Origin of the sequence: Bacillus sp. FSL M8-0266 (genome assembly GCF_038613425.1) — a bacterium.
In the GTDB taxonomy this organism is placed as follows: Bacteria; Bacillota; Bacilli; order Bacillales; family Bacillaceae; genus Bacillus; species Bacillus pumilus.
Map to the genome: position 1 here is coordinate 2,624,729 of NZ_CP152015.1, position 21,238 is coordinate 2,645,966.

Annotated in this window: 18 protein-coding genes and 1 riboswitch; of the genes, 2 read left to right on the forward strand and 16 right to left on the reverse strand. The window is 42.8% G+C overall.

The window, feature by feature from the left end:
- Positions 1-211: 211 nt before the first annotated feature.
- A complete protein-coding gene (locus MKY83_RS13545) occupies positions 212-655 on the forward strand; it encodes a YslB family protein (protein ID WP_113767532.1) in 444 nt (147 codons plus the stop codon).
- A gap of 168 nt (positions 656-823) precedes the next feature.
- Here MKY83_RS13545 and MKY83_RS13550 read toward each other — a convergent pair whose 3' ends face one another.
- The 15 genes from MKY83_RS13550 to zapA all read right to left on the reverse strand — a co-directional run bounded on the left by MKY83_RS13550 (position 824) and on the right by zapA (position 17,720).
- A complete protein-coding gene (locus tag MKY83_RS13550; RefSeq protein ID WP_341028809.1) occupies positions 824-2,053 on the reverse strand; it encodes an aspartate kinase in 1,230 nt (409 codons plus the stop codon).
- Between the two features lie 141 nt (positions 2,054-2,194).
- Positions 2,195-2,372, reverse strand: a riboswitch (Lysine riboswitch).
- 63 nt (positions 2,373-2,435) lie between these two features.
- The gene (uvrC, locus tag MKY83_RS13555; RefSeq protein ID WP_111911244.1) at positions 2,436-4,208 is read right to left on the reverse strand and encodes an excinuclease ABC subunit UvrC; all 1,773 of its coding nucleotides are present in this window, start codon (positions 4,206-4,208) and stop codon (positions 2,436-2,438) included.
- A gap of 139 nt (positions 4,209-4,347) precedes the next feature.
- Positions 4,348-4,662 carry a thioredoxin gene (gene trxA, locus MKY83_RS13560; RefSeq protein WP_034320855.1) on the reverse strand — a complete coding sequence of 105 codons (315 nt, stop codon included), beginning with the start codon at positions 4,660-4,662 and terminating at the stop codon, positions 4,348-4,350.
- Between the two features lie 245 nt (positions 4,663-4,907).
- On the reverse strand, positions 4,908-6,386 hold the full coding sequence (locus MKY83_RS13565) for an alpha-N-arabinofuranosidase (RefSeq protein ID WP_342487420.1): 1,479 nt from the start codon (positions 6,384-6,386) through the stop codon (positions 4,908-4,910).
- Between the two features lie 75 nt (positions 6,387-6,461).
- Positions 6,462-7,439 (reverse strand): electron transfer flavoprotein subunit alpha/FixB family protein, encoded by a 978-nt coding sequence (locus MKY83_RS13570; RefSeq protein ID WP_065098559.1) that lies wholly within the window; start codon positions 7,437-7,439, stop codon positions 6,462-6,464.
- Positions 7,440-7,483: 44 nt separating this feature from the next.
- A complete protein-coding gene (locus MKY83_RS13575; protein ID WP_065098560.1) occupies positions 7,484-8,257 on the reverse strand; it encodes an electron transfer flavoprotein subunit beta/FixA family protein in 774 nt (257 codons plus the stop codon).
- A 31-nt stretch (positions 8,258-8,288) separates the two neighbouring features.
- Positions 8,289-9,068, reverse strand: a complete 780-nt coding sequence (locus tag MKY83_RS13580; RefSeq protein ID WP_126740791.1) for an enoyl-CoA hydratase — start codon at positions 9,066-9,068, stop codon at positions 8,289-8,291.
- A 26-nt stretch (positions 9,069-9,094) separates the two neighbouring features.
- Complete coding sequence (locus tag MKY83_RS13585; RefSeq protein ID WP_003216590.1) at positions 9,095-9,679, reverse strand: TetR/AcrR family transcriptional regulator; 585 nt, start codon at positions 9,677-9,679, stop codon at positions 9,095-9,097.
- Between the two features lie 167 nt (positions 9,680-9,846).
- Complete coding sequence (locus MKY83_RS13590; RefSeq protein WP_342487421.1) at positions 9,847-11,568, reverse strand: AMP-binding protein; 1,722 nt, start codon at positions 11,566-11,568, stop codon at positions 9,847-9,849.
- A gap of 101 nt (positions 11,569-11,669) precedes the next feature.
- A complete protein-coding gene (locus MKY83_RS13595; protein ID WP_342487422.1) occupies positions 11,670-12,125 on the reverse strand; it encodes an immunity 63 family protein in 456 nt (151 codons plus the stop codon).
- 162 nt (positions 12,126-12,287) lie between these two features.
- Positions 12,288-12,692, reverse strand: a complete 405-nt coding sequence (locus MKY83_RS13600; protein ID WP_007501637.1) for a DUF350 domain-containing protein — start codon at positions 12,690-12,692, stop codon at positions 12,288-12,290.
- Between the two features lie 14 nt (positions 12,693-12,706).
- Positions 12,707-15,064, reverse strand: a complete 2,358-nt coding sequence (locus tag MKY83_RS13605) for an endonuclease MutS2 (RefSeq protein ID WP_217012282.1) — start codon at positions 15,062-15,064, stop codon at positions 12,707-12,709.
- 21 nt (positions 15,065-15,085) lie between these two features.
- Positions 15,086-16,798: a DNA polymerase/3'-5' exonuclease PolX gene (gene polX, locus MKY83_RS13610; RefSeq protein WP_278175974.1), complete on the reverse strand. Its 1,713-nt coding sequence runs from the start codon at positions 16,796-16,798 to the stop codon at positions 15,086-15,088.
- Between the two features lie 114 nt (positions 16,799-16,912).
- Positions 16,913-17,446 carry a CvpA family protein gene (locus MKY83_RS13615; protein WP_003216761.1) on the reverse strand — a complete coding sequence of 178 codons (534 nt, stop codon included), beginning with the start codon at positions 17,444-17,446 and terminating at the stop codon, positions 16,913-16,915.
- Positions 17,447-17,453: 7 nt separating this feature from the next.
- The gene (zapA, locus tag MKY83_RS13620) at positions 17,454-17,720 is read right to left on the reverse strand and encodes a cell division protein ZapA (protein ID WP_044139945.1); all 267 of its coding nucleotides are present in this window, start codon (positions 17,718-17,720) and stop codon (positions 17,454-17,456) included.
- Positions 17,721-17,854: 134 nt separating this feature from the next.
- Between zapA and rnhC the strand changes: the two genes are divergently transcribed.
- Entirely contained in the window at positions 17,855-18,778 is a 924-nt protein-coding gene (gene rnhC, locus MKY83_RS13625) for a ribonuclease HIII (RefSeq protein WP_342487423.1), read from the forward strand.
- A gap of 38 nt (positions 18,779-18,816) precedes the next feature.
- Here rnhC and pheT read toward each other — a convergent pair whose 3' ends face one another.
- Positions 18,817-21,231, reverse strand: coding sequence for a phenylalanine--tRNA ligase subunit beta (pheT, locus tag MKY83_RS13630; RefSeq protein WP_342487424.1), 2,415 nt, complete (start codon positions 21,229-21,231; stop codon positions 18,817-18,819).
- Positions 21,232-21,238 lie beyond the last annotated feature (7 nt).

Consider the following 21,238-nt stretch of genomic DNA (forward strand, 5'->3'; position numbering starts at 1 on the left):
ACTTTATTCAAATTTATTGACAATTTCATTTTACTCCTATGTCAAAAAAGCGTCAAGAAACCGCGTACATAAATTAAAATTTTCCGAAATTTAAAAGTTTTAAATCAAAATTCGTTTTACTACAATAAGAATTTCTTAGACTTCAGGGAAAACTCTGTCATCATATGCTCACATAAGCTATAATAAATTGTTGAAAGAGGGGAGCCGTACAATGAATAAATTCGAATCTAACTTAGAACAGCTAAAAGAAATTGAAGTCAATGGATTTGCCTACGAGCTGATACGCGAAGTTCTGCTTCCTGATATTCTTGGTCAGGACCATTCATCTATGATGTATTTTGCGGGTAAGCTGCTTGCTCGTAAATTTCCTCAAGAGTCATGGGAGAAAATCCCCGAATTTTTCCATGATGCCGGATGGGGAACTCTCACGATGGTCCATTCGAAAAAACAGGAAATTGAGTTTGAGCTCGAAGGTCCACTTGTATCAAATCGACTCACCTATCAAAAGGAGCCATGCTTTCAGATGGAAGCAGGTTTTATTGCTGAACAAATCCAGCTTCTCAACGAGCTCGTGGCTGAATCTTATGAACAAGTGAAAAAGCGTGCTGATAAAGTCATTTTAACCGTTAAATGGGATTTAAGAGACCCTAGCTAACATTCTTTATGAAAGGCGCGGACTTCAGGTCACGCCTTTTTTTGTTTGTCTTCTTCTATCATAGCATACTTAGTGAATGGGTTTACGCACGTTTTCCTTTCTTGTATGCGGCGGTTTCGAATATAAAAAAGAGGTGCACTCTTTCATGAGATACACCTCCCTGCCTCTTTAAGAATGCGCAGCTACCTTTGATAAATCAAACGCATCATGCAGTGCTTCAACTGCTTTGACCATATCGTCCCGGCCAACCACTGTTGAGACTTTGATTTCAGACGTACTGACCATTTTCACTTGTATATCTTTTTCCGCTAACACAGCGAACATTTCAGCGGCTACGCCTGGATTTGAGACCATACCAGATCCAACGATAGATACTTTGGCTAATTTGCTTTCTGTCTCGATCTGTTCGTAGCCAAGTGCTCCTTTATATTCTTCTAACACTTCAACTGTTTTAGACAAATCATCCGTTTTCACAGAGAAAGAGATCGACGTCTGATTGGTGCTTGTGACTGACTGAATGATGATATCGACATTGATATTTTGCTTCGCAAGTGTCGTAAAGATGGTCGACAATGTGGTGAGACCGCTTGAAAGACCGCACACCGTCACGCGTGTAATCTGATCCTCAAATGCAATGCCTCTGACGACTAAATTTTGTTCCATGGATGATTCCTCCTCAATTAACGTACCCGATTCATTTTCAATACTAGAACGGACTTCTAGTGGGACTTGATAATTTTTCGCAAATTCGACAGCTCTTGGATGCAAGACGCCAGCTCCTAAATTAGCCAGTTCGAGCATCTCATCGTATGAAATACCTGCAAGCTTCCGCGCGGCCGGTACATAACGCGGATCTGTCGTAAATACTCCTGGTACATCTGTGTAAATATCACATTTATCCGCTTTTAGTGCAGCAGCAAGTGCCACAGCTGTAGTATCTGATCCACCACGTCCAAGTGTTGTGATATGCATATTATCTGCAATTCCTTGGAAGCCTGCCACAACAACCACTTTCCCAGCACTTAATTCCTCTTTTATTCTTGATTCATCAATATCGACGATTCTTGCGTTACCATGTACTTGCTCTGTTTTCATACCAGCCTGCCAGCCTGTAAAGGAAATGGCATCATAGCCTTTTGCTTGCAGCGCCATCGTTAATAAGGAAATGGTCACTTGCTCTCCAGTTGCAAGCAGCATATCCATTTCTCTTTTGCTCGGATGATCTGTGAGTTCTTCCGCTAGGTCTACTAGAACATCCGTTGATTTACCCATTGCCGACACAACCACAACCACATCATGTCCGGCCTCGCGTTCAGCGATGACCCTTTCTGCAGCATTGCGAATTTTTTCTGTCGATCCAACAGACGTTCCGCCAAATTTTTGTACAATTAGTCCCATGTCTACCACCCTTTTTCAAAAGATCACGTGTGAGAGAAGAGGAAAGAAGCGGCTTTGGAGACTGCCTGCTCACTGCAAATAAAAAAAGCAATGAGAGAACAGATCTCCCATTGCTTTATAATCATCATCAAACGATGCAAACAATGAGATAGCCCTCCAAGAAATACATTCTTGACAGCCCTACATTTCTTCAATGTACAGCCAGCGAATAAAATGAGTGGATTTTATTCACTTCGGCGACGCTCCCCTTTCAGCCCTCTTCCTAGACCCCATCGATCTCTGAAGGCTTACTCTTGAAGTTCGCACCTCTATCTTCAACAAACAACACGTTCATTTATTAAATTTAGTCACAATCTTAACAGACTTTTGGAAAAAGTACAATCTATTTTTTTAACGCTTCCATTAAAAGCTCGGCCGTTTGTTTCGGGATGCCAGCATCCTGAAAGTCTTGGATAGAGGCTTCTTTCATCTTTTTCACAGAGCCAAAATGTTTAAGAAGTTGTTTTTTACGCTTTTCTCCGATACCTGGCACATCGTCTAAAATAGATTGAAATGCATTTTTTCCGCGCAGCTGCCGGTGAAAGCTAATCGCGAACCGGTGTACTTCATCTTGAATACGCTGCAATAAATAGAAGGCCTGGCTATTCCGCTCTAGTGCAACAATTTCCAGTGTATCGCCCATCATCAGATTCGACGTCCGGTGCTTTTCATCTTTGACTAGACCTGCTACTGGGACAGACAGATTCAATTCATTTTCAAGCACATCTATCGCTGCATTGATCTGTCCCTTTCCTCCGTCAATTAAAATCAAATCTGGTAGCGGGAGCTCATCCTTTAACACGCGGGTATATCGCCTTCTAATGACTTCACGCATCGATGCATAATCATCTGGACCTGTGACGGTTTTAATTTTGTATTTTCGGTATTCCTTTTTATACGGCTTCCCGTCCTGAAAGACGACCATGGCAGAAACCGGGTCTGCACCTTGAATATTCGAGTTATCAAATGCCTCAATCCGGTAAGGCATATAAATATTTAGCGCATCTCCAAGCTGCTTCACTGCACCAATGGACCGCTCTTCATCACGCTCAATGAGCGAAAATTTTTCTTTTAAGGCAATTTTGGCATTTTGATGGGCAAGTAAAAGCAAATCCTTTTTCTTTCCTTTTTTCGGCTGATGAACGTTCGTCTCAAGCAATTGCTCAATCATCTCTTGATCTACGCTATCTGGCACCAAAATTTCCTTCGGCAGAAAGTGGTTGTTCTTTGCATAAAATTGTCCCATAAATGTGAGAAACTCTTCCTCAGGATCTTGATACATAGGAAACAGGCTGACGTCGCGTTCAATCAATTTCCCCTGCCTGATGAAGAAGACCTGGACACACATCCAGCCCTTGTCATAGGCATATGCAAAAACATCTCGATCTGATAAATCGCTCATCGTCATTTTCTGCTTTTCCATCGTAGAGTCAATGTAAGCGATTTGGTCTCTCAGTTCTTTTGCCCGTTCAAACTCTAATTGTTCGGCGGCTTCCTGCATTTTTTCGGTGAGTTCTTTTTTGATTTGCTGATGTCCTCCGTTTAGAAACCTTATGATTTCGTCCACGAGCTGCTTATTCGTTTCTTCAGAAATGTCATACACACATGGCGCGAGACATTGTCCAAGATGATAATATAAACAGACGCGATCAGGGAGGGTGGCACATTTTCTGAGAGGATATAAACGGTCGAGCAGCTTTTTCGTTTCACGTGCTGCCTGTACGTTCGGGTATGGTCCGAAATATTTCCCTTTGTCCTTTTTCACATGACGGGTGACGATCAGCTTAGGATGCCGTTCATTCGTAATTTTAATAAAAGGATACGTTTTGTCATCCTTGAGCATGACATTGTATTTTGGGTCGTATTTTTTGATTAAATTTAGCTCTAAAATGAGTGCCTCGATATTAGAAGAGGTGACAATGTATTCAAAGTCCTCAATTTCACTGACAAGCCGCTGCGTTTTGGCATCATGAGATCCAGTGAAATAAGAGCGTACTCTATTTTTTAAGACCTTTGCCTTCCCCACATAAATGACTGTATTTTGTCGATCTTTCATTAAATAGCAGCCTGGTTGATCTGGCAAGACCGATAGCTTTTCTTTGATCATTTTGTTCATATTTTCATCCGTCCTTGTTTTCCTCTTTCACTCCTTCTAGTGTATCACGAACATTTGTTTTATACCATGTTGAAAGAAAAGCGGCTCTCGTCTTTACGAGAACCGCTTCAGTGAGTATGCCGCTAGGGCATAGACAGGTTTATAGATGTTTGTTAACAAGCTCAGCAAGTGCTTCTTTTGGTTTGAAACCAACAGACGTTTCTACGACTTCACCGTCTTTTAAAACAAGAAGTGTTGGAATACTCATCACGCCGTATTTACCAGCAGTTTCTTGGTTATCGTCTACATCAACTTTTACAATTTTCATTTTATCGCCCATTTCTTGATCAAGTTCTTCAAGAACTGGAGCAATCATTTTACAAGGTCCGCACCATGGTGCCCAAAAGTCAGCAAGAACAACACCTTCTGCAGTTTCTTGTGAAAATGTTGCGTCAGTAGCTTTTACGATTGCCATTATTCATTCCTCCAATGTAAATTATGATTTTTAGTATAGCATCTACCAATGTGACTTGCGAATGAAATGCTTACGAATCTTTTTTTATGAAATGAATTAAAAAACAAACCGTACAATCGCACCAATGACAACAATTGCACCGATAATCATGAGAATCGTTCTAAGCATATAAATAACTCCCTTTCCGCTTCGTTTACAATGTATGATGCCCCAACATCCTGCTCATCAAACATCTAAATATGCGATCAAGCGAGATCAATCGTAATCATCACCACAGACATTGGCGGCAGCTCTATGGTCAACTCACCGGGTTTTACAACAAATTGCTGAAACTCTGCTGGCTGGACAGCATGAGGATCATCAAATGTGTTGTGCGCATTCATGCGGTCTGCTGTCAGCATGCGGCCTGTGACTTTCGTTTCTGCATCCACACCTTCAATGGCAAGGGATACTTCGTTTTGTTCATGTGGATTCAGGTGACAGAAGCTAATATGCATCTTATCTGACGAACGCGAAGCTGACACACTAACCTGAGGTATTTTTTCACCACTGCGTTCATAAGGCGTTGACACGAATTCCACGTCAAGTGCTTCCTCCTCTTGATGCACTTGAAACATGTGAAACACATGATACGTAGGCGTCAGAAGCATCTTTTCGTCTTCCGTTAACACCATTGCTTGCAGAACATTGACCGTCTGGGCAATATTCGCCATATGAATCCGCTGGCAATGACGATGAAAGATATGAAAATGAAGGGCACAAACAAGTGCGTCTCTTAGTGTGTTTTGCTGATACAAAAATCCTGGATTCGTCCCTGGTTCTGGGTCATACCATGTTCCCCATTCATCAATAATCATCCCAATTCGCTTGTCTGGATCATAACGATCCATGATCTCTCCATGATCCACGACAAGCCGTTCCATCTCATAGGCTTTTTTCAACGTGATAAACCATTCATCTTCATCAAATTCAGTCGCTGATCCTTTCTTCTCCCACGTACCAGGTACAGTGTAGTAATGCAAACTGAGTCCATCCATCCAAGGTGCGGCCCGCTCCATTAATACTTTTGTCCAATTCACATCATTTGAATTGGCGCCGCACGCAATTTTGTATATCGTCTGACCTGCAAACTCTCTCACATACGTTTGATATCGTTTATATAAATCGGCATAGTATTCAGGCGTCATATTCCCGCCGCAGCCCCAGCTTTCGTTTCCTACACCAACATAGGTCAAATCCCAAGGTTCTTGTTTTCCATTTTGAATGCGCCAATCAGACATAGGTGTTCCCTTTGGAAAAGTGATGTACTCGATCCAGTCTGCTAATTCTTGAACAGTCCCACTTCCCACATTTCCGCAAATATAAGGCTCACATTCAAGCAGCTCACACAATTTCATAAATTCATGCGTACCAAATGCATTGGATTCAACCGTACCACCCCAATGAGTGTTCACCATCGGCTTTCGTTCGCTGAGATCTCCCACACCATTTGCCCAATGATACTCGTCTGCGAAGCAGCCGCCCGGCCACCTAAGCACCGGAATATGTAATGCTTGAAGGGCCTTTAGCACATCAGTACGAATCCCCTCAATATGATCAATCTCAGAATCTTTTCCGACCCAAATCCCGTCATAAATTCCTCTTCCTAAATGCTCTTGAAAATGTCCATAGATGTGTTTAGAAATACGTCCGATCACGTCATTGACTTTTACTTTGCCCTTCACTTCACAACCGCTCCTTTGTGTATTGATTACATACAAAAAAACCCAGAATACCTAGGCATTCTGAGTGTATGAGCGTTACGAGTGGATATTCATCTTTTTTAACTCTTCATTCAAAAGCGGTACCACTTCAAACAAGTCACCGACGATTCCGTAATCGGCAATTTTGAAGATCTCGGCTTCTGGGTCTTTGTTAATCGCCACAATGACTTTACTGTTAGACATTCCGGCTAAATGCTGAATCGCCCCTGATATCCCGCACGCAATATAGAGATCAGGTGTGACGACCTTGCCTGTTTGCCCAATTTGCAGGGCATAATCACAGTAGTCTGCATCGCAGGCACCACGCGAGGCACCGACTGCTGCGCCCAGCGTCTCAGCGAGTTCATTCAGCGGTTCAAACCCTTCCTTACTCTTGACCCCACGTCCCCCGGCAACAATGACCTTTGCTTCAGATAAATCTACACCTTCTGACGTTTTTTTAATGACTTCCTTCACGATCGTTCGCAGGTTCTGAATATCGACAGAAACGGGTGTAATGTCTCCGCTTCGTGAGGCATCCCGCTCAAGAGGTGCCACGTTGTTCGGGCGTATAGTCGCCAAAAGCAGACGATCTGTTGAAATCACTTTTTCGAAGGCTTTTCCAGAGTAAATCGGTCTTGTGAAAACAAGATGTTCTCCGGTAACGCTTACATCAATCGCATCTGAAATTAGACCAGTCTGCAAGCGTGCAGCTATTTTCGGCGACAAGTCTTTTCCGATAGACGTATGGCCAAAGAGGACGGCATCTGGGTTGACCTGATCTAATATGGCTTGAAGTGCTTGCGCGAAACCATCTGACGTATAATATGAAAGGTGCGGATGCTCCACAATCATGACATGATCCGCTCCATAGTAAAGCAGTTCATTCGCTAGGTCTTTGACGTTATCCCCTATTAACACGCCAATGACTTCACCGCCATCTGCCACTTGATGAGCGGCAGCAATGGCTTCAAATGTCACATTTCTTAATTTACCGTCACGACTTTCTCCAAGTACAACAACTTTTTTACTCATCTTTCAAGTTCCCCCTTGTTCTCGTGATATCGTAAAGTGGATGTTTAGATGATCTTTGCTTCATTTCTTAATAAATCCGTCAGTTCTTTGACTTGATCCTGAAGCTCACCGCTCAGCACCTTGCCACCCTCTTTTTTCTCCGGTAAGAAACGTTCAATTGTTTTGATTTTATATGGCACATCGTCTTCATCCAGATCTAAATCATCCAGTTCCAATTCTTCTAAAGGCTTTTTCTTTGCCTTCATAATGCCAGGTAATGATGGATAGCGAGGCTCATTGAGACCTTGCTGCGCAGTGACAACAAGCGGGAGCTCAGCAGAAATGACTTCCACATCACCTTCTGCATCTCGTTCAATCGAAGCAGAGCCGCCGTCAATTTGAATACTTGTAATTGTTGTGACATATGAAAACCCAAGTAATTCAGCAAGACGCGGGGCAACCTGTCCAGAGCCACCGTCAATTGCCACATTCCCTGCTAAAATCAAGGAAGCCTCTTTGTCTTTTAAATAATGGTAAAGAATTGTAGAAGCTGAATATTGATCCCACTCTTCTAAGTCGTCTTCCACATTTAATAAAACGGCTTGATCGCAGCCCATAGCAAGCGCTGTTCGCAGCTGCTTTTCCGCATCCTCACTGCCAACTGTCACAACGGTCACTTCTCCCCCGTGCTCGTCGCGAAGCTGGATGGCTTCTTCTATGGCGTACTCGTCATAAGGATTAATAATGAACTCTGCTCCATCTTCTTGAATTGCACCAGACTGAATGGAAATCTTCTCTTCCGTGTCAAACGTACGCTTCATCAAAACAAATATATTCATCCATTTCTCCCCCTTGTTTCGTTTGAATCCTTTATTCCCCTTTAAAATTCGGTTTGCGCTTTTCGATAAAGGCTTGTATACCTTCTTTGGCGTCATTCGATTGGAAAATCTCACCGAACTTTTTGGCTTCTAGCTTCATACCGCCATCATATGAATACAATTTTGTCGCATTCAATAAATCCAGCACATACTCGAGTGACTTTGGACTTTTCGTTGCAAATTTTGACGCAAGTGTTTTGGCTGCTTCGAGCGCCTCTTCCTCTGTTTCTGCCAGCTTTGAAACAAGTCCGCAGGCGAATGCTTCTTCACCTGTAATCGGTTCAGCTGTACCCATCATTTCCAGCGCTTTAGCAGAACCAACATAGCGCGGCAGGCGCTGCGTACCGCCGAATCCCGGAATGATGCCGAGGTTTAGTTCCGGCAATCCAAGCTTCGCATCTTTTGTTGCGATTCGGATATCACAAGACATGGCAAGCTCAAGGCCTCCGCCTAATGCAGCTCCGTGAATTGAAGCAATGACCGGTTTTGGACATTGTTCAATCCGTTCAAAGACCTGCTGCCCTCTGTCTGCAAGGCTTGAATAGTCAGACTCTTCCTGTAACGTCGTAAATTCCTTAATATCAGCACCTGCTGAGAAAAATCTACCTTCTCCGTGGATCACAATGGCTCTTACTTCTTCATTTTGTTCGAGCTGGTCAAACATCTCATTAAGCTCGGTGAGCAGCTGAGAAGATAAGGCGTTTGCTGGTGGATGCTGAATCGTGATAAGTGCTGTCTGTCCTTCATGATGTAAGGTGAGTATCTTTTCCATGTCAATCATCCTTTTTCAAAATGTCTTTAAGATTGATGTATTCCGTTTAAGAGTAGATCACGTACGTTTTCTGCGAGTGCAGGAAGATCATATTTTTGATCATTCATGACCCATGTTGTAGCGGTTTCATCAATCGTCCCAAATACCATTTGTCTCGCTAAACGGACATCTAGATTTTGTCTAAACTCTCCTGTTTTCTTTCCTTCTGCTAAAATCGACTCGAGCATATTTAAATACCCTTTCAGCACCTCATTGATTTTTTGCCGCAGCTCAAGGTTTGACTGCCTAAGTTCAAGCTGTGTCACAAGAGCCAAATGATGATTTTGCGCAAGCATACGAAAATGCTCCTCAATGAGCAGTAAAAGCTTTTCTTTCGCCGACGGCTTCTTTTGAATATCTGTTTCCATCCGTTCGATGAATTGTCCCATTTTTTCTTTGAACAATGAGATCAAAATATCCTCTTTATTTTTGAAATAAAGATAAATGGTTCCGTCTGCTACCCCTGCTTGTTTCGCAATCTTTGAAACTTGTGATTGGTGATAGCCGTTCTCTGCAATCACCACAACTGCTGCATCAATAATTTGCATGTACTTCGGTCTTTTCTGCTTCAATGTGCTTCGTCCCTTTCTGGATTGAATGAGTATTCATTCATAACTTTATGTTAAAAAGAAACGGGCGATTTGTCAAGTGATCTTCTTCTTTCTTTTCCACCTTTAGCATACCAGAGGAGGCGGTCAACATTCAAATCATCCGGCCGGTGGACCGGATGATGAAGCCGTTATGTTTTCGGTTGATCGGCAGGCGTTTCAGATGAAGAAGCGTGCTTTCTTTTTTCTTCTTCAATTAATACTCTGCGCAAAATCTTCCCGACGGCTGTTTTAGGCAGTGACTCTTTAAATTCATACACGCGCGGTACTTTAAATGAGGCAATTCTCGTCCTGACAAAGCGATCAAGTTCGTCCTCTGTTAAGTAGGCACCCTTTTTCGGCACAACAAATGCTTTCACTGTTTCTCCTCTGTACGGATCTGGAATACCGGCGACGACGACTTCTTGTACAAGCTCATGCTCATAAAGGGCTTCTTCGACTTCTCTTGGATAAATATTATAGCCGCTCGCAATAATGACATCTTTTTTCCGGTCGACGATATAGAAAAAACCGTCCTCATCCATATACCCTATATCTCCGGTGAAAAACCAGCCATCTCGTAATACAGCCTCTGTCTCCTCTGGCTGATTCCAGTATCCTTTCATGATCTGGGGGCCTTTAACAATGATTTCCCCATGCTCATATGGTTCTTTGAGGCCTCCGGTTTCTTCGCAATAAATACCTGCATCTGTATTAGGCCACGGACAGCCAATGCTGCCTGTTTTGTTCGCTCCCCATAAAAAGTTAGAATGAGTGACGGGTGAGGTTTCTGAAAGTCCGTACCCCTCCACTAAGCGTCCTCCTGTTAATTTTTCAAAGCTTTGTTTGACTTCAACAGGAAGTGCCGCTGAGCCGCTTAGACATGCAGAGATGGACGACAGGTCATACTTTTCAATGTTCGGATGATGCAGCAAGGCGATATACATTGTTGGTGCGCCTGGAAATAGCGTCGGCTTCTGTTTTTCAATGGTTTTGAGGGTATCAGCGACATCAAAGCGTGGAAGAAGAATCATTTGATGTCCTTCTTTGACAGCAAGATTTAAAACGGTCGTCATTCCGTAGACATGAAAAAACGGAATGATGCCGAGGATGCGTTCTTTCCCCCTGGTCGTTTTATACATCCAGGAAGCGCACATTTCAGTATTCGCTAAAATATTCTCATGTGTGAGCATGACCCCTTTTGGTAACCCGGTCGTTCCGCCTGTATATTGCAAAACAGCGATATCCTCTTTCGGGTCAAAGGCAAGTGCGGGTATCTGCTGTTCACCTTCCGATTCTTTCATAATCTGCGCGAAGTGATGAATGGTGTCATTTTTCTCCACTTGGATGACCATTTTATTTTTTCTTCTTTGCACAATAGGAAACAGTATGTTTTTCGGAAATGTTAAATAATCTTGTAGTTTGGTGACGATTAAGTGCTCCACACTTGTCAGCGCTTTCATTTTATAAGCCTTTGGATACAACAAATCTAGCGTGATCAGCACTTTGGCGCCGCTGTCTTCCATTTGATATTCCAGTTCCTTCTCCGTATAAAGCGGGTTTGTTTGAACAACGATGCCGCCTGCTATTAAAACAGCATAATAAGAAATGACCGATTGAGGACAGTTCGGCAGCATGATCGCTACTCTGTCACCTTTTTTCACGCCAATTTTCATCAGATGACTGGCTAGTTTCAATACGTCTTCTTGCAGCTGTTCATAGGTGATGTTCTTTCCTAGAAAATGAATGGCTGTATGCTCAGGTGCAGCCTCTGCGGAGCTGAATAAGTAAGATTGTAATGTTTCATTTGGGATGGTGAGTTCGTGGGGAATTTGATTCGGGTAATGCAGAAGCCAACGTTTATCTGACTGCATAAAAACCCTCCTTCCTGAACTTTCGTACTATTATATTATAGCAAACTTTTCCTTAGGGCAGTTTGCTTTTTTCTAATAGGGCTTGGTTCAATTGCACATGTTTAATTGTTCGCCGGTGTTTCGATAGAAGCTCTTTTTCCTTCATGATGCCACTGTTCATATAAACCGCCAATTGTACGAAATGACTCGTTGACTCTATCCACGATCTGTTGATGGATACTTGGATCATTCGGTAAATGCGTCTGGATGTTGTCGACTTGATACTTCCTCATCATGTCGATGTAAACCGTGAGAAAAATGGTGTCTTCTAAAATCCAGTAAATGACTTCATCCGCCACTTTTGTTCTTTTATGCAGCATTTGAATTCCTCGTTCATATTGTATGAGGATATAACCACTCGAATCGATTTGAATATAGGGACTCAAATCATCAAAAAATCCTGACGTTTGAAATGGACGTGCAATATACGGTTTGTATATGTCTCTTGGAAGGGATGTCATTTGAAGACAAGTATCAATGCGCTTGATCAATTCATCTTTTTGCAGAATGTGCTTCATGTCATTCGCCGCCTTTGATGAGATAAAAGCTGCCAAGGGGTTCCCTGACAGCTTTCTAACGTTGTTTTCTTCATTTCACAGGAACAGATAAACGGCACCAATGACCGCAAAAGTGCAGGCAACTACGATTAATACTTTTGCTAGCTTTTCCATGTCGTCTCCTTAAATGCCGGCTGCTACTACGTAAGACAGCCCAACTGAAATGATGAGTGAAATAAACCCGACCGCTCTATTATCATTTTCAATCTCTTTGTCTACTTTAAAACGCGGTGTTAAAAATTCAAAAATGAAATAGCTGACAAGCAGCATCACAAAGCCGTATACGCCCCATCCAACCATTTGAAGAAGGGAATTGTGCTGAGCGATTGAATGCTGAAACACATTCGCAATCCCAAAGATTTTCCCGCCCGTTGCCATGGCAACGGCTAAGTTCCCCCGCTGGATCTCTTCCCAGTTCTTATAGGAGGTGACGAGTTCAAAAATGGTTAGAAATAAGACGAGACACAGGACGGCCACGCTATAATAGGCGGCAATTTCCACAAGTTCATTTTCCCAAAAGGCTTTCATGCGTTTTCTCCTTTTTACTTTAATTCGACGATGGTGACGCCTGATCCTCCCTCACCTTGTTCGCCAAAACGAGCATTTTTCACACTTCGATGCTGTTTCAGTAATTCCTGAACCCCTTTTCTAAGGGCACCAGTTCCTTTTCCGTGAATAATAGACACGCGCGGATAACCAGCTAATACAGCATCATCTAAATATTTTTCGACTCTGCTTAAGGCATTTTCATAGCGCTCGCCTCTTAAATCAAGCTCAAGCGAGACATGATAGTCTTTCCCTTTAACTGCCGTGATGGCTTTTTCTTGCTTAAATTCAGGTGCTGATTTGATAAATTCCATGTCTTTTTCTTTTACCTTCATTTTCAGAATGCCCATTTGGACACTCCATTCTTTGTCGCCTGTTTGTTCAAGCAGCGTTCCTTTTTGCCCGAAGGTGAGCACTTTGACTTCGTCGCCTGACTTCAGCTGTCTTACTGCTTTTTTCGCTGGCTCTGGCTTCTTCTTTCTGTCAAACTCAGGAACGGCTTCTTCAAGACGCTTTCGCGCATCAATGAGTTCATGCTCTTTGAATGAACGGTGTTCACTTTTTATCGAACGGAGCTCTTGAATGATATCTTCTGCTTCTTTTGATGCTTGTTCAATTTTCTCTTTCGCTTTCTGTTCAGCTTCTTCAAGCAGTTTTTCCTTTTGCTCATTCCATTCAAGAATTTGTCTTTGCAATTCTTTATGAAGCTTTTCTGCTTCTTTTCTATAGAATTCTGTCTCATGCAGTTCTTCTTCTGCTTGTTTCTTGCTATCTTCTAATGAAGCAATCATTTGGTCTACTTCATTATGCTCTGCATGCATATCCGCTTTTGCCCGGTCTATGAGGTGATCTGGCAAACCAAGACGCTTTGAAATTTCAAATGCGTTACTTCGTCCAGGCACACCGATGAGCAGGCGGTACGTTGGTGATAAGGTTTCAATATCAAACTCCACGCTTGCATTCGTGACGCCTTCCCGGTTATACCCATATGCCTTCAGCTCGGGATAATGAGTCGTTGCGATGACACGTGCATTCGTTTGATGCACTTCATCTAATATGCTCATCGCAAGAGCCGCACCTTCAGCTGGGTCTGTTCCTGCCCCTAATTCATCAAATAACACGAGAGAGTTAGAAGTCAAATGCTTTAAGATATCTACAATATTGACCATGTGAGATGAGAACGTACTCAAGCTTTGTTCAATGGACTGTTCGTCTCCAATATCGGCAAAGACTTGGTCGAACACAGCCACTTCAGAGCCTTCTTCAACTGGAATATGGAGACCCGCCTGTGTCATCAACGTCAGAAGACCCAGCGTTTTTAAAGTAACGGTCTTTCCCCCTGTATTTGGTCCAGTGATCACGATTGTTGAAAAATCCTTGCCGAGCTCAATATCATTTGCGACAACTTGATCCCGAGGCAATAGAGGATGTCTTGCTCGTTTTAAATAGATTTCTCCTTGATCATTCACAGCAGGTTTTGTGGCTTTTTCTGCCTTTGCATATTTAGCTTTAGCAAAAATAAAATCTAGCGTCTGCAGCTCCTTTACATTGTGAAGCAGTTCCCCAATGTGCTCTGACACGCTCTCTGTCAGCATTTGCAGGATCTTTTCAACCTCTTGCTTCTCTTTTAAACGGGTTTGCTGCAAGGTGTTATTTACATCCACGACCACTTGCGGCTCAATAAAAAGGGTCGCCCCTGATGAAGACTGGTCATGAACAATTCCGCCGTAATTCGAGCGGTACTCTTGTTTCACCGGAATAACAAACCGGTCATTACGAATGGTGACAATTGTGTCTGACAGCATTTTCGAAGCCGATTGTGAACGAATCATCGCTTCTAATTTATCACGAACCTTTGATTCTAGTGAGCGTAATTGAATGCGCAGTGAACGAAGTGTAGGGGTTGCATGATCAAGCACTTCTCCATTATCACCAATACAGCTTTCGATTTCTTTTCTGATTTCAGGCAGTAATATGAGCGTCTCAGCATATGTATGAAGGCGCGGTATGTCTACTCCATCTTCATACATGGACGTGAGAAAGTGCTTCATATTTTTCACCGCATATAATAGCCCTGCGATTTCCATCAGCTCAGAAGGGCTTAATGTACTGCCGATTTCTGCCCGTTTCACTGCGCGTCTAATATCTGTTAACCCGCCAAATGGCGCTGATCCCTTTAAGCGGATCACATCTTGCGCTTCTGCTACCTCTTCCAGCAAATGCTGAATGGTTTCTATATCCGTCAGAGGTGTTAAATCCTGCGCTCTTTCTTTTCCTAATGTGGATGCGGTATAGGACATCACTTTTTCTTTTACTTTATGAAATTCTAATGATGCTAACACTTTTTGTTGCAGCATGGTCCAGCCTCCTAACGACTACCTGTCACGCGTTAAAAACTTTTTGATCTCGTTTAGAGTAAAAGTATTCACGACATTTACTTTTGGTGTCCAGCCCTTTCTTGCAGCTGTTACACCGACTTCCATATGTTCCAGCATGGCGATGTTGTGCGCATCTGTATTGATCATGATGTTCACACCCGCTTCATTTGCTTTCATTAAATGCTCTGTTTTCAAATCAAGTCTTGACGGATTACTGTTGAGCTCAAGTGCAGTGCCTGTTTTCTTCGCAAGCTCTATGAGCTGATCTAGATTTAAGGCATAGCCATCCCGTCTGCCGATCAAACGGCCTGTTGGATGTGCAATTAAATCGACATGCTGATTACGCAAGGCATTTTCAAGGCGTTCCATAATGACTTCTTCCGGCTGAGAGAAGCTAGAATGGATAGACGCAATGACAAAATCCATGTCTTTTAAAAAGTCATCATCATAATCTAACGATCCATCCGGCAGGATATCCATTTCGACCCCTTTGAAAATGTGAAAATGCTCGAATTCCTGATTAATCTTATCAATTTCTTTTGCTTGCAGACGCAAACGTTCTTTTGTTAAACCGTTTGCTACTTTTAAATATTGCGAGTGGTCTGTAATCGCCATGTATTCATAGCCTTTGGCGATACATGCTTCCGCCATCTCACGAATAGAGAATGCTCCGTCACTCCATGTCGAGTGCATATGAAGGTCGCCTTTAATATCTTTCAGTTCTACAAACTGCATACTTTCTTTATACGTATCAATCTCCGCTCCGGTTTCACGAATTTCTGGCGGAATGAGCGGAAGTTGAAAATGTGCATAAAAAGCGCTTTCGTCTTCAAACGTTTTTACTTCTCCAGTTTCAATTGTTTCCACACCATATTCGCTAATGCGCTCTCCGCGTTCCTTCGCAAGCTGACGCATTCGAATATTGTGATCTTTTGAGCCAGTGAAATGGTGCAGCGTAGTTGCGAATTGGTCTACTGTCACAAGCCGGAAGTCGACACTGATCTCAAAATCAAGGGCAAGCACAACAGATACCTTCGTATCACCGCTTGCGATAACATCTTTGACATCATCAAGTGCAACGAGCTGCTCTCTAACTTGCTCAGGATTGTCTGTTGCAATGATATAATCTAAATCTTTGACGGTTTCGCGAGCACGTCTTAAACTGCCGGCTCTTGAAAAACGGATGATACCTTTCATCTCTTCAAGGGCATAATCAATCCGCTCTGCCACATCTAATGCAAAGCCAATTGGCAGTCGTTCCGGCTGCTTTCCTGCTTCCTCAAGAGCTGCGAGAATCTTTTCTTCTGTTTTTTTGCCGAAGCCAGCAAGCGCTTGTACCTTTTCCGCTTCGCATGCTTCTTTTAGAGATTGTGCATCATGGACGCCAAGCTCTTGGTAAAGCTTAGCGATCTTCTTCCCGCCGAGTCCTGGTAATTTCAAAAGCGGGACAAGTCCTTCGGGCACTTCCGTTTTTAATTGTTCGAGTGTTTCTGATTGTCCTTTTTCGATATACTCAGTGATCACAGCAAAGGTTCCTTTTCCAATGCCAGGTAATGCTAATAGATCATCTATTTGAGAAAGGCTGCGGTCATCTTGCTCCAGTGCCGCTGCTGCTTTACGAAAGGCAGAAATCTTAAAAGGATTATCTCCTTTTAGCTCCATATATACTGCAATTGTTTCAAGAAGTTTGATAATATCTTTTTTATTCATCTCTCATCCTCCAGCCGCTTTGGCATCTTCCTTTATAAATATACAAACTTTTCCTTCATCCTACAACTTTCTGTCATGGAATGAGAAAAAACTTCTCCAAGAAAGGAGAAGTTTTTAAACTCCATACGTCGTCCATAAGTCTTTGACAAGACCGGACAGATAAGGGGTGTTGCTTACGATCGCATCTGCTAATATGGATTTACTCAACATTGTTTGCAGTGCATCGACTGGAAGTAATGCAGCGACAAACAAGAGAATAAATACAAATAGATAGGTTTCAAGAAATCCTAAAACACCGCCAAGCAGTTTGTTGACCTGCTTAATCACAGGTATACTTGCAATGGTTGTGAGCAATCCGCCAATGATGGCGAGCAGGATTTTGGTCAAGATAAACAGAATGATAAACGCAATGGTATTATAATAAGCTGTTTCTAAATTCCCACTAAAGAAAGCAAGCTGCGCTTGACCGCCGCTAAAATTAGGTGCTGGAATCCACGTAAGCTGTGGTGCAAGTGACTGATAAAACATGGAAGCCACTAAGATAGAAACAACAAAGCTGATCAATTTAATAAATTGAAGAATAAACCCGCGTTTTAGACCGACAAGCGTTCCCATAAGAAGCAAAAACAAAATGATGATATCGATCACGGTAATTTCATTCCTTTTCTTTAAGCTGAATCTCTAGTTTTTCGTATTGCTCTTTTAATTTCATGTAGTCGTGGACGACATTGACTGCTGTCAGTACAGCTAGTTTGTTTATATCAAGGTATGGGTTTTTTTCATTTATTTCTCTCATTTTATCATCAACAATTGAAGCAACGTGTCGCATATGCATCTTCGTTTCTTGACCGATGATCGTAAAGGACTGTCCGTAAATCTCAACTGTTGTTTTTGTTGTTTTCGTTTTACCGCCGTCAGACAACGTTTCTCCTCCATTCCACGAGAATCCTAGTCTCTATCATAACATGTTTAGACATTGAATGGAAAGACGAGCCCTTCCCTGTTATGGTACACTTTAGAAATCAATGATATCAAGGTAAAAAGGAGTTATCCACTGTGCCCCAATCCGTCTTAAAAGCAACATCAGAAGACCTTAAAAAAATGAAGAGCGCGTATGCGCACCACTTAACTGATACGTTACCACCAGGCGCCCTTTTTCAAGCAAAGGTTCCTGGTTGTACGATTACAGCCTATCGATCTGGAAAAGTGCTGTTTCAAGGACAAAAGGCAGAAGCTGAAGCCAGTCAATTCAGCCATTTAAAAGCAGCTGATACGAAGAGCCCAAAAGCACCGGCTGTCACAAAATATAGTCCGCCGTCAGGGATTGCTTCTATGTCCGTCATCGGTTCAGATGAAGTAGGAACAGGTGATTATTTTGGACCGATAACGGTCTGTGCCGCCTATGTTGATGCCAGCCAGCTTGCTCTCATGAAAGAGCTTGGCGTAAAAGACTCAAAAGGTCTAAAAGACCCGCAGATTATCAATATTGCCAAAGATCTCATCAAAACCATTTCGTTCAGCCTTCTCGTGCTCCGAAATGAAAAGTACAATGCGATGCAGGAAAAGGGCATGAGCCAAGGGAAAATGAAGGCGCTTCTTCATAACCAAGTCATCACCTCTGTGCTAGAGAAATTAGACGGGAAGCAGCCTGAAGCTATTTTGATTGACCAATTTGCAGAACCGGGTATTTATTTCAAGCATCTTGCTGGGAAAAAAATCATTCGGGAGCGGACGTACTTTAGCACAAAAGCAGAAGGCATTCATTTGTCAGTTGCTGCGGCTTCCATTATTGCAAGATACGCTTTTTTAATTGAAATGGATAAGTTATCTAAAGCAGCAGGGTTTGACATCCCAAAAGGAGCCGGGCCTCATGTGGACAAGGCGGCTGCAAAGCTCATCAAGCTGCACGGCGAAGAGGCTTTACGTCAATTTACAAAACTGCATTTTGCCAACACACAAAAAGCGAAAAAATGGCTATAAAAAAGAGCTAGGCCCATAAGGCCTTAGCTCTTTTTTCTTTAACCGCGCAAGACGGCTTGATACGTATCTTCTAATGCTTTCAATACTTTTGTATGAACAGCCGTGACTTCTTCCTCTGTCAATGTTTGTTCCGGATTTAAATATTGGAGAGAGAATGCAACAGATTTTTTGCCTTCTTCCATATGTTCACCTTCATACACATCAAAGACGGATAGGTCTGTCAGTAAATCCCCGCCTGCCTCATAGATGACGCGCTCCAGCTGTCCGCTTGAGATATTCTGATCTACAACAAGTGCAATATCTCTTGTCACAGCAGGGAATCTCGGAATCGCTGTATATTTCATATCCTTCGATTCAGACGTCATCACATCTGTTAAATCAAACTCGAAGACATATGTTTCTTTTAAATCTAATTCCTTTTCAATGACTGGATGAAGTGCAGCAACAAACCCAATGACTTTTCCATTTAAATGAACATCTGCTGTACGACCTGGGTGAAGACCCTCACGCTCTGCTTGAACATATGTGATTTGGTCTGATACACCAAGCTTTTCAAATAGACCTTCTGCAATTCCTTTCGCTACATAAAAATCGACGGCTTTTTTCTCGCCCTGCCAAAGATTTTTATGCCATAAGCCTGTCAGCGCACCAGCGACATGCTCTTTTTCCACCGGTTTTGCTCCTTCAGCTTCTGCTAAGAACACAGAACCCGTTTCATAAAAACCAAATGAATCAGCTTGTCTTGCCAAGTTATATGCAACAGAATCAAGTAAGTTTGGCAGAAGACTTTGTCTAAGCACACTTCGTTCTTCACTCATTGGCAGGGAAAGTCTCGTTTTATAAGCTGGATTCAGTGCAAAAGCTGTAGACTTATGCTGATTTGTCAATGAATACGTGATCGCTTGAGAAAGACCTGCGCCTTCTAAGAAGCGTCTCACCTTTCTGCGCTTCACTTGATATGGCGTGAGACCGCCTACTGTACCAGCTGTCGCAGGCAGTGTAGACGGGATATTATCGTAGCCATATAATCTCGCAACTTCTTCAGTGAGGTCTTCTTCAATCGTGATATCCATTCTACGAGAAGGAACCGTTACAACAAGAACGTCATTTGATTCGCCTACTGTAAAGCCCAGTTTGTTGAAGATTTGAATCATATCTTCTTTTGAAATGCTCATGCCAAGCACCTTGTTCACACGCTCAGTGGATACGTGGATGACATTCATACTTGTTTCAAGGTGGTTTTCCTCCACAGTCCCGCTTAGCACTTCACCGCCTGCATAGATGCTGATCAATTGCGCTGCTCTTTCGGCTGCAGACTTCGTACGCTGCCGATCAAGTCCTTTTTCAAATCGTGTGCTTGATTCACTGCGAAGCCCCAAGTCTCTAGATGCTTGACGGACTGTTTGACCGTTGAAATATGCCGCTTCTAAAAGAATCGTTGTCGTTTCATCACGCACCTCTGATTCAAGACCGCCCATGACGCCTGCGACAGCGTGCGCTTTCGTTCCGTTAGTGATCACAAGATGCTTTGATGAAAGTGTACGTTCTTGCTCATCAAGTGTTTGAATGCTTTCGCTATCAGTCGCTTTACGTACGACCACTTGCTTTGAACCAAAGCGGTCATAATCAAACGCATGAAGCGGCTGACCGTATTCAAGCAGTACAAAGTTCGTAATATCGACGACGTTGTTAATTGGGCGAATGCCTGCATTCATCAATCTTGTTTGAATCCAAAGCGGTGCTGGTCCAATCTTTACATTTTTAATGATCTTCGCTGCATAAAGTGGATTCGCTTCTTGATCCTCAATTTTCACCGAAATATAGTCTGCTGCTTTTTCTGAAGACGTGTTATGTGCTGTATCAGGAAGTTTGATGTCTTTCCCTAAGATGGCTGCAACCTCATAGGCGACACCTAGCATATTCAGGGCATCCGCACGGTTTGGCGTTAAGCCAAGCTCAAGTACCGCATCGTCTAATTGAAGTGCCTGAAGGGCATCATCTCCGGGTTTGACGTCATTTGGGAAAACAAAAATACCTTCTGCATATTCCTTTGGTACGAGTTTGCTTTCGACACCTAATTCTTGCAGAGAACAAATCATGCCATGAGACTCTTCGCCGCGCAGCTTTGCTTTTTTAATTTTAAAGTTCCCAGGAAGGACTGCGCCAACCGTTGCGACAGCCACATATTGTCCTTTATCCACATTCGGAGCTCCGCAAATAATTTGAACCGGTTCGTCTTCTCCGATATCCACGAGACATTTGTTTAATTTGTCGGCATTCGGGTGCTGTTCTCGCTCCACGACGTGTCCAACGACAACTCCTTTAATGCCTTCGCCTTTATATTCAACGGCTTCCACTTCAATTCCGCTTCTTGTGATTTTTTCTGCTAATTCATCCGGCTGAATGCCTTCTAAATCGACATAGTCTTCTAACCATTTATATGAAACAAACATGTTGATT

Coding starts and splice junctions, on each gene's coding strand:
- MKY83_RS13545 (WP_113767532.1), top strand. CDS start 212: ATGAATAAATTCGAATCTAACTTAGAACAGCTAAAAGAAATTGAAGTC.
- MKY83_RS13550 (WP_341028809.1), bottom strand. CDS start 2,053: ATGGGACTAATTGTACAAAAATTTGGCGGAACGTCTGTTGGATCGACA.
- uvrC (WP_111911244.1), bottom strand. CDS start 4,208: ATGAACAAAATGATCAAAGAAAAGCTATCGGTCTTGCCAGATCAACCA.
- trxA (WP_034320855.1), bottom strand. CDS start 4,662: ATGGCAATCGTAAAAGCTACTGACGCAACATTTTCACAAGAAACTGCA.
- MKY83_RS13570 (WP_065098559.1), bottom strand. CDS start 7,439: ATGAGTAAAAAAGTTGTTGTACTTGGAGAAAGTCGTGACGGTAAATTA.
- MKY83_RS13575 (WP_065098560.1), bottom strand. CDS start 8,257: ATGAATATATTTGTTTTGATGAAGCGTACGTTTGACACGGAAGAGAAG.
- MKY83_RS13580 (WP_126740791.1), bottom strand. CDS start 9,068: ATGGAAAAGATACTCACCTTACATCATGAAGGACAGACAGCACTTATC.
- MKY83_RS13590 (WP_342487421.1), bottom strand. CDS start 11,568: ATGCAGTCAGATAAACGTTGGCTTCTGCATTACCCGAATCAAATTCCC.
- MKY83_RS13595 (WP_342487422.1), bottom strand. CDS start 12,125: ATGAAGCACATTCTGCAAAAAGATGAATTGATCAAGCGCATTGATACT.
- MKY83_RS13600 (WP_007501637.1), bottom strand. CDS start 12,692: ATGAAAGCCTTTTGGGAAAATGAACTTGTGGAAATTGCCGCCTATTAT.
- polX (WP_278175974.1), bottom strand. CDS start 16,798: ATGAATAAAAAAGATATTATCAAACTTCTTGAAACAATTGCAGTATAT.
- pheT (WP_342487424.1), bottom strand. CDS start 21,231: ATGTTTGTTTCATATAAATGGTTAGAAGACTATGTCGATTTAGAAGGC.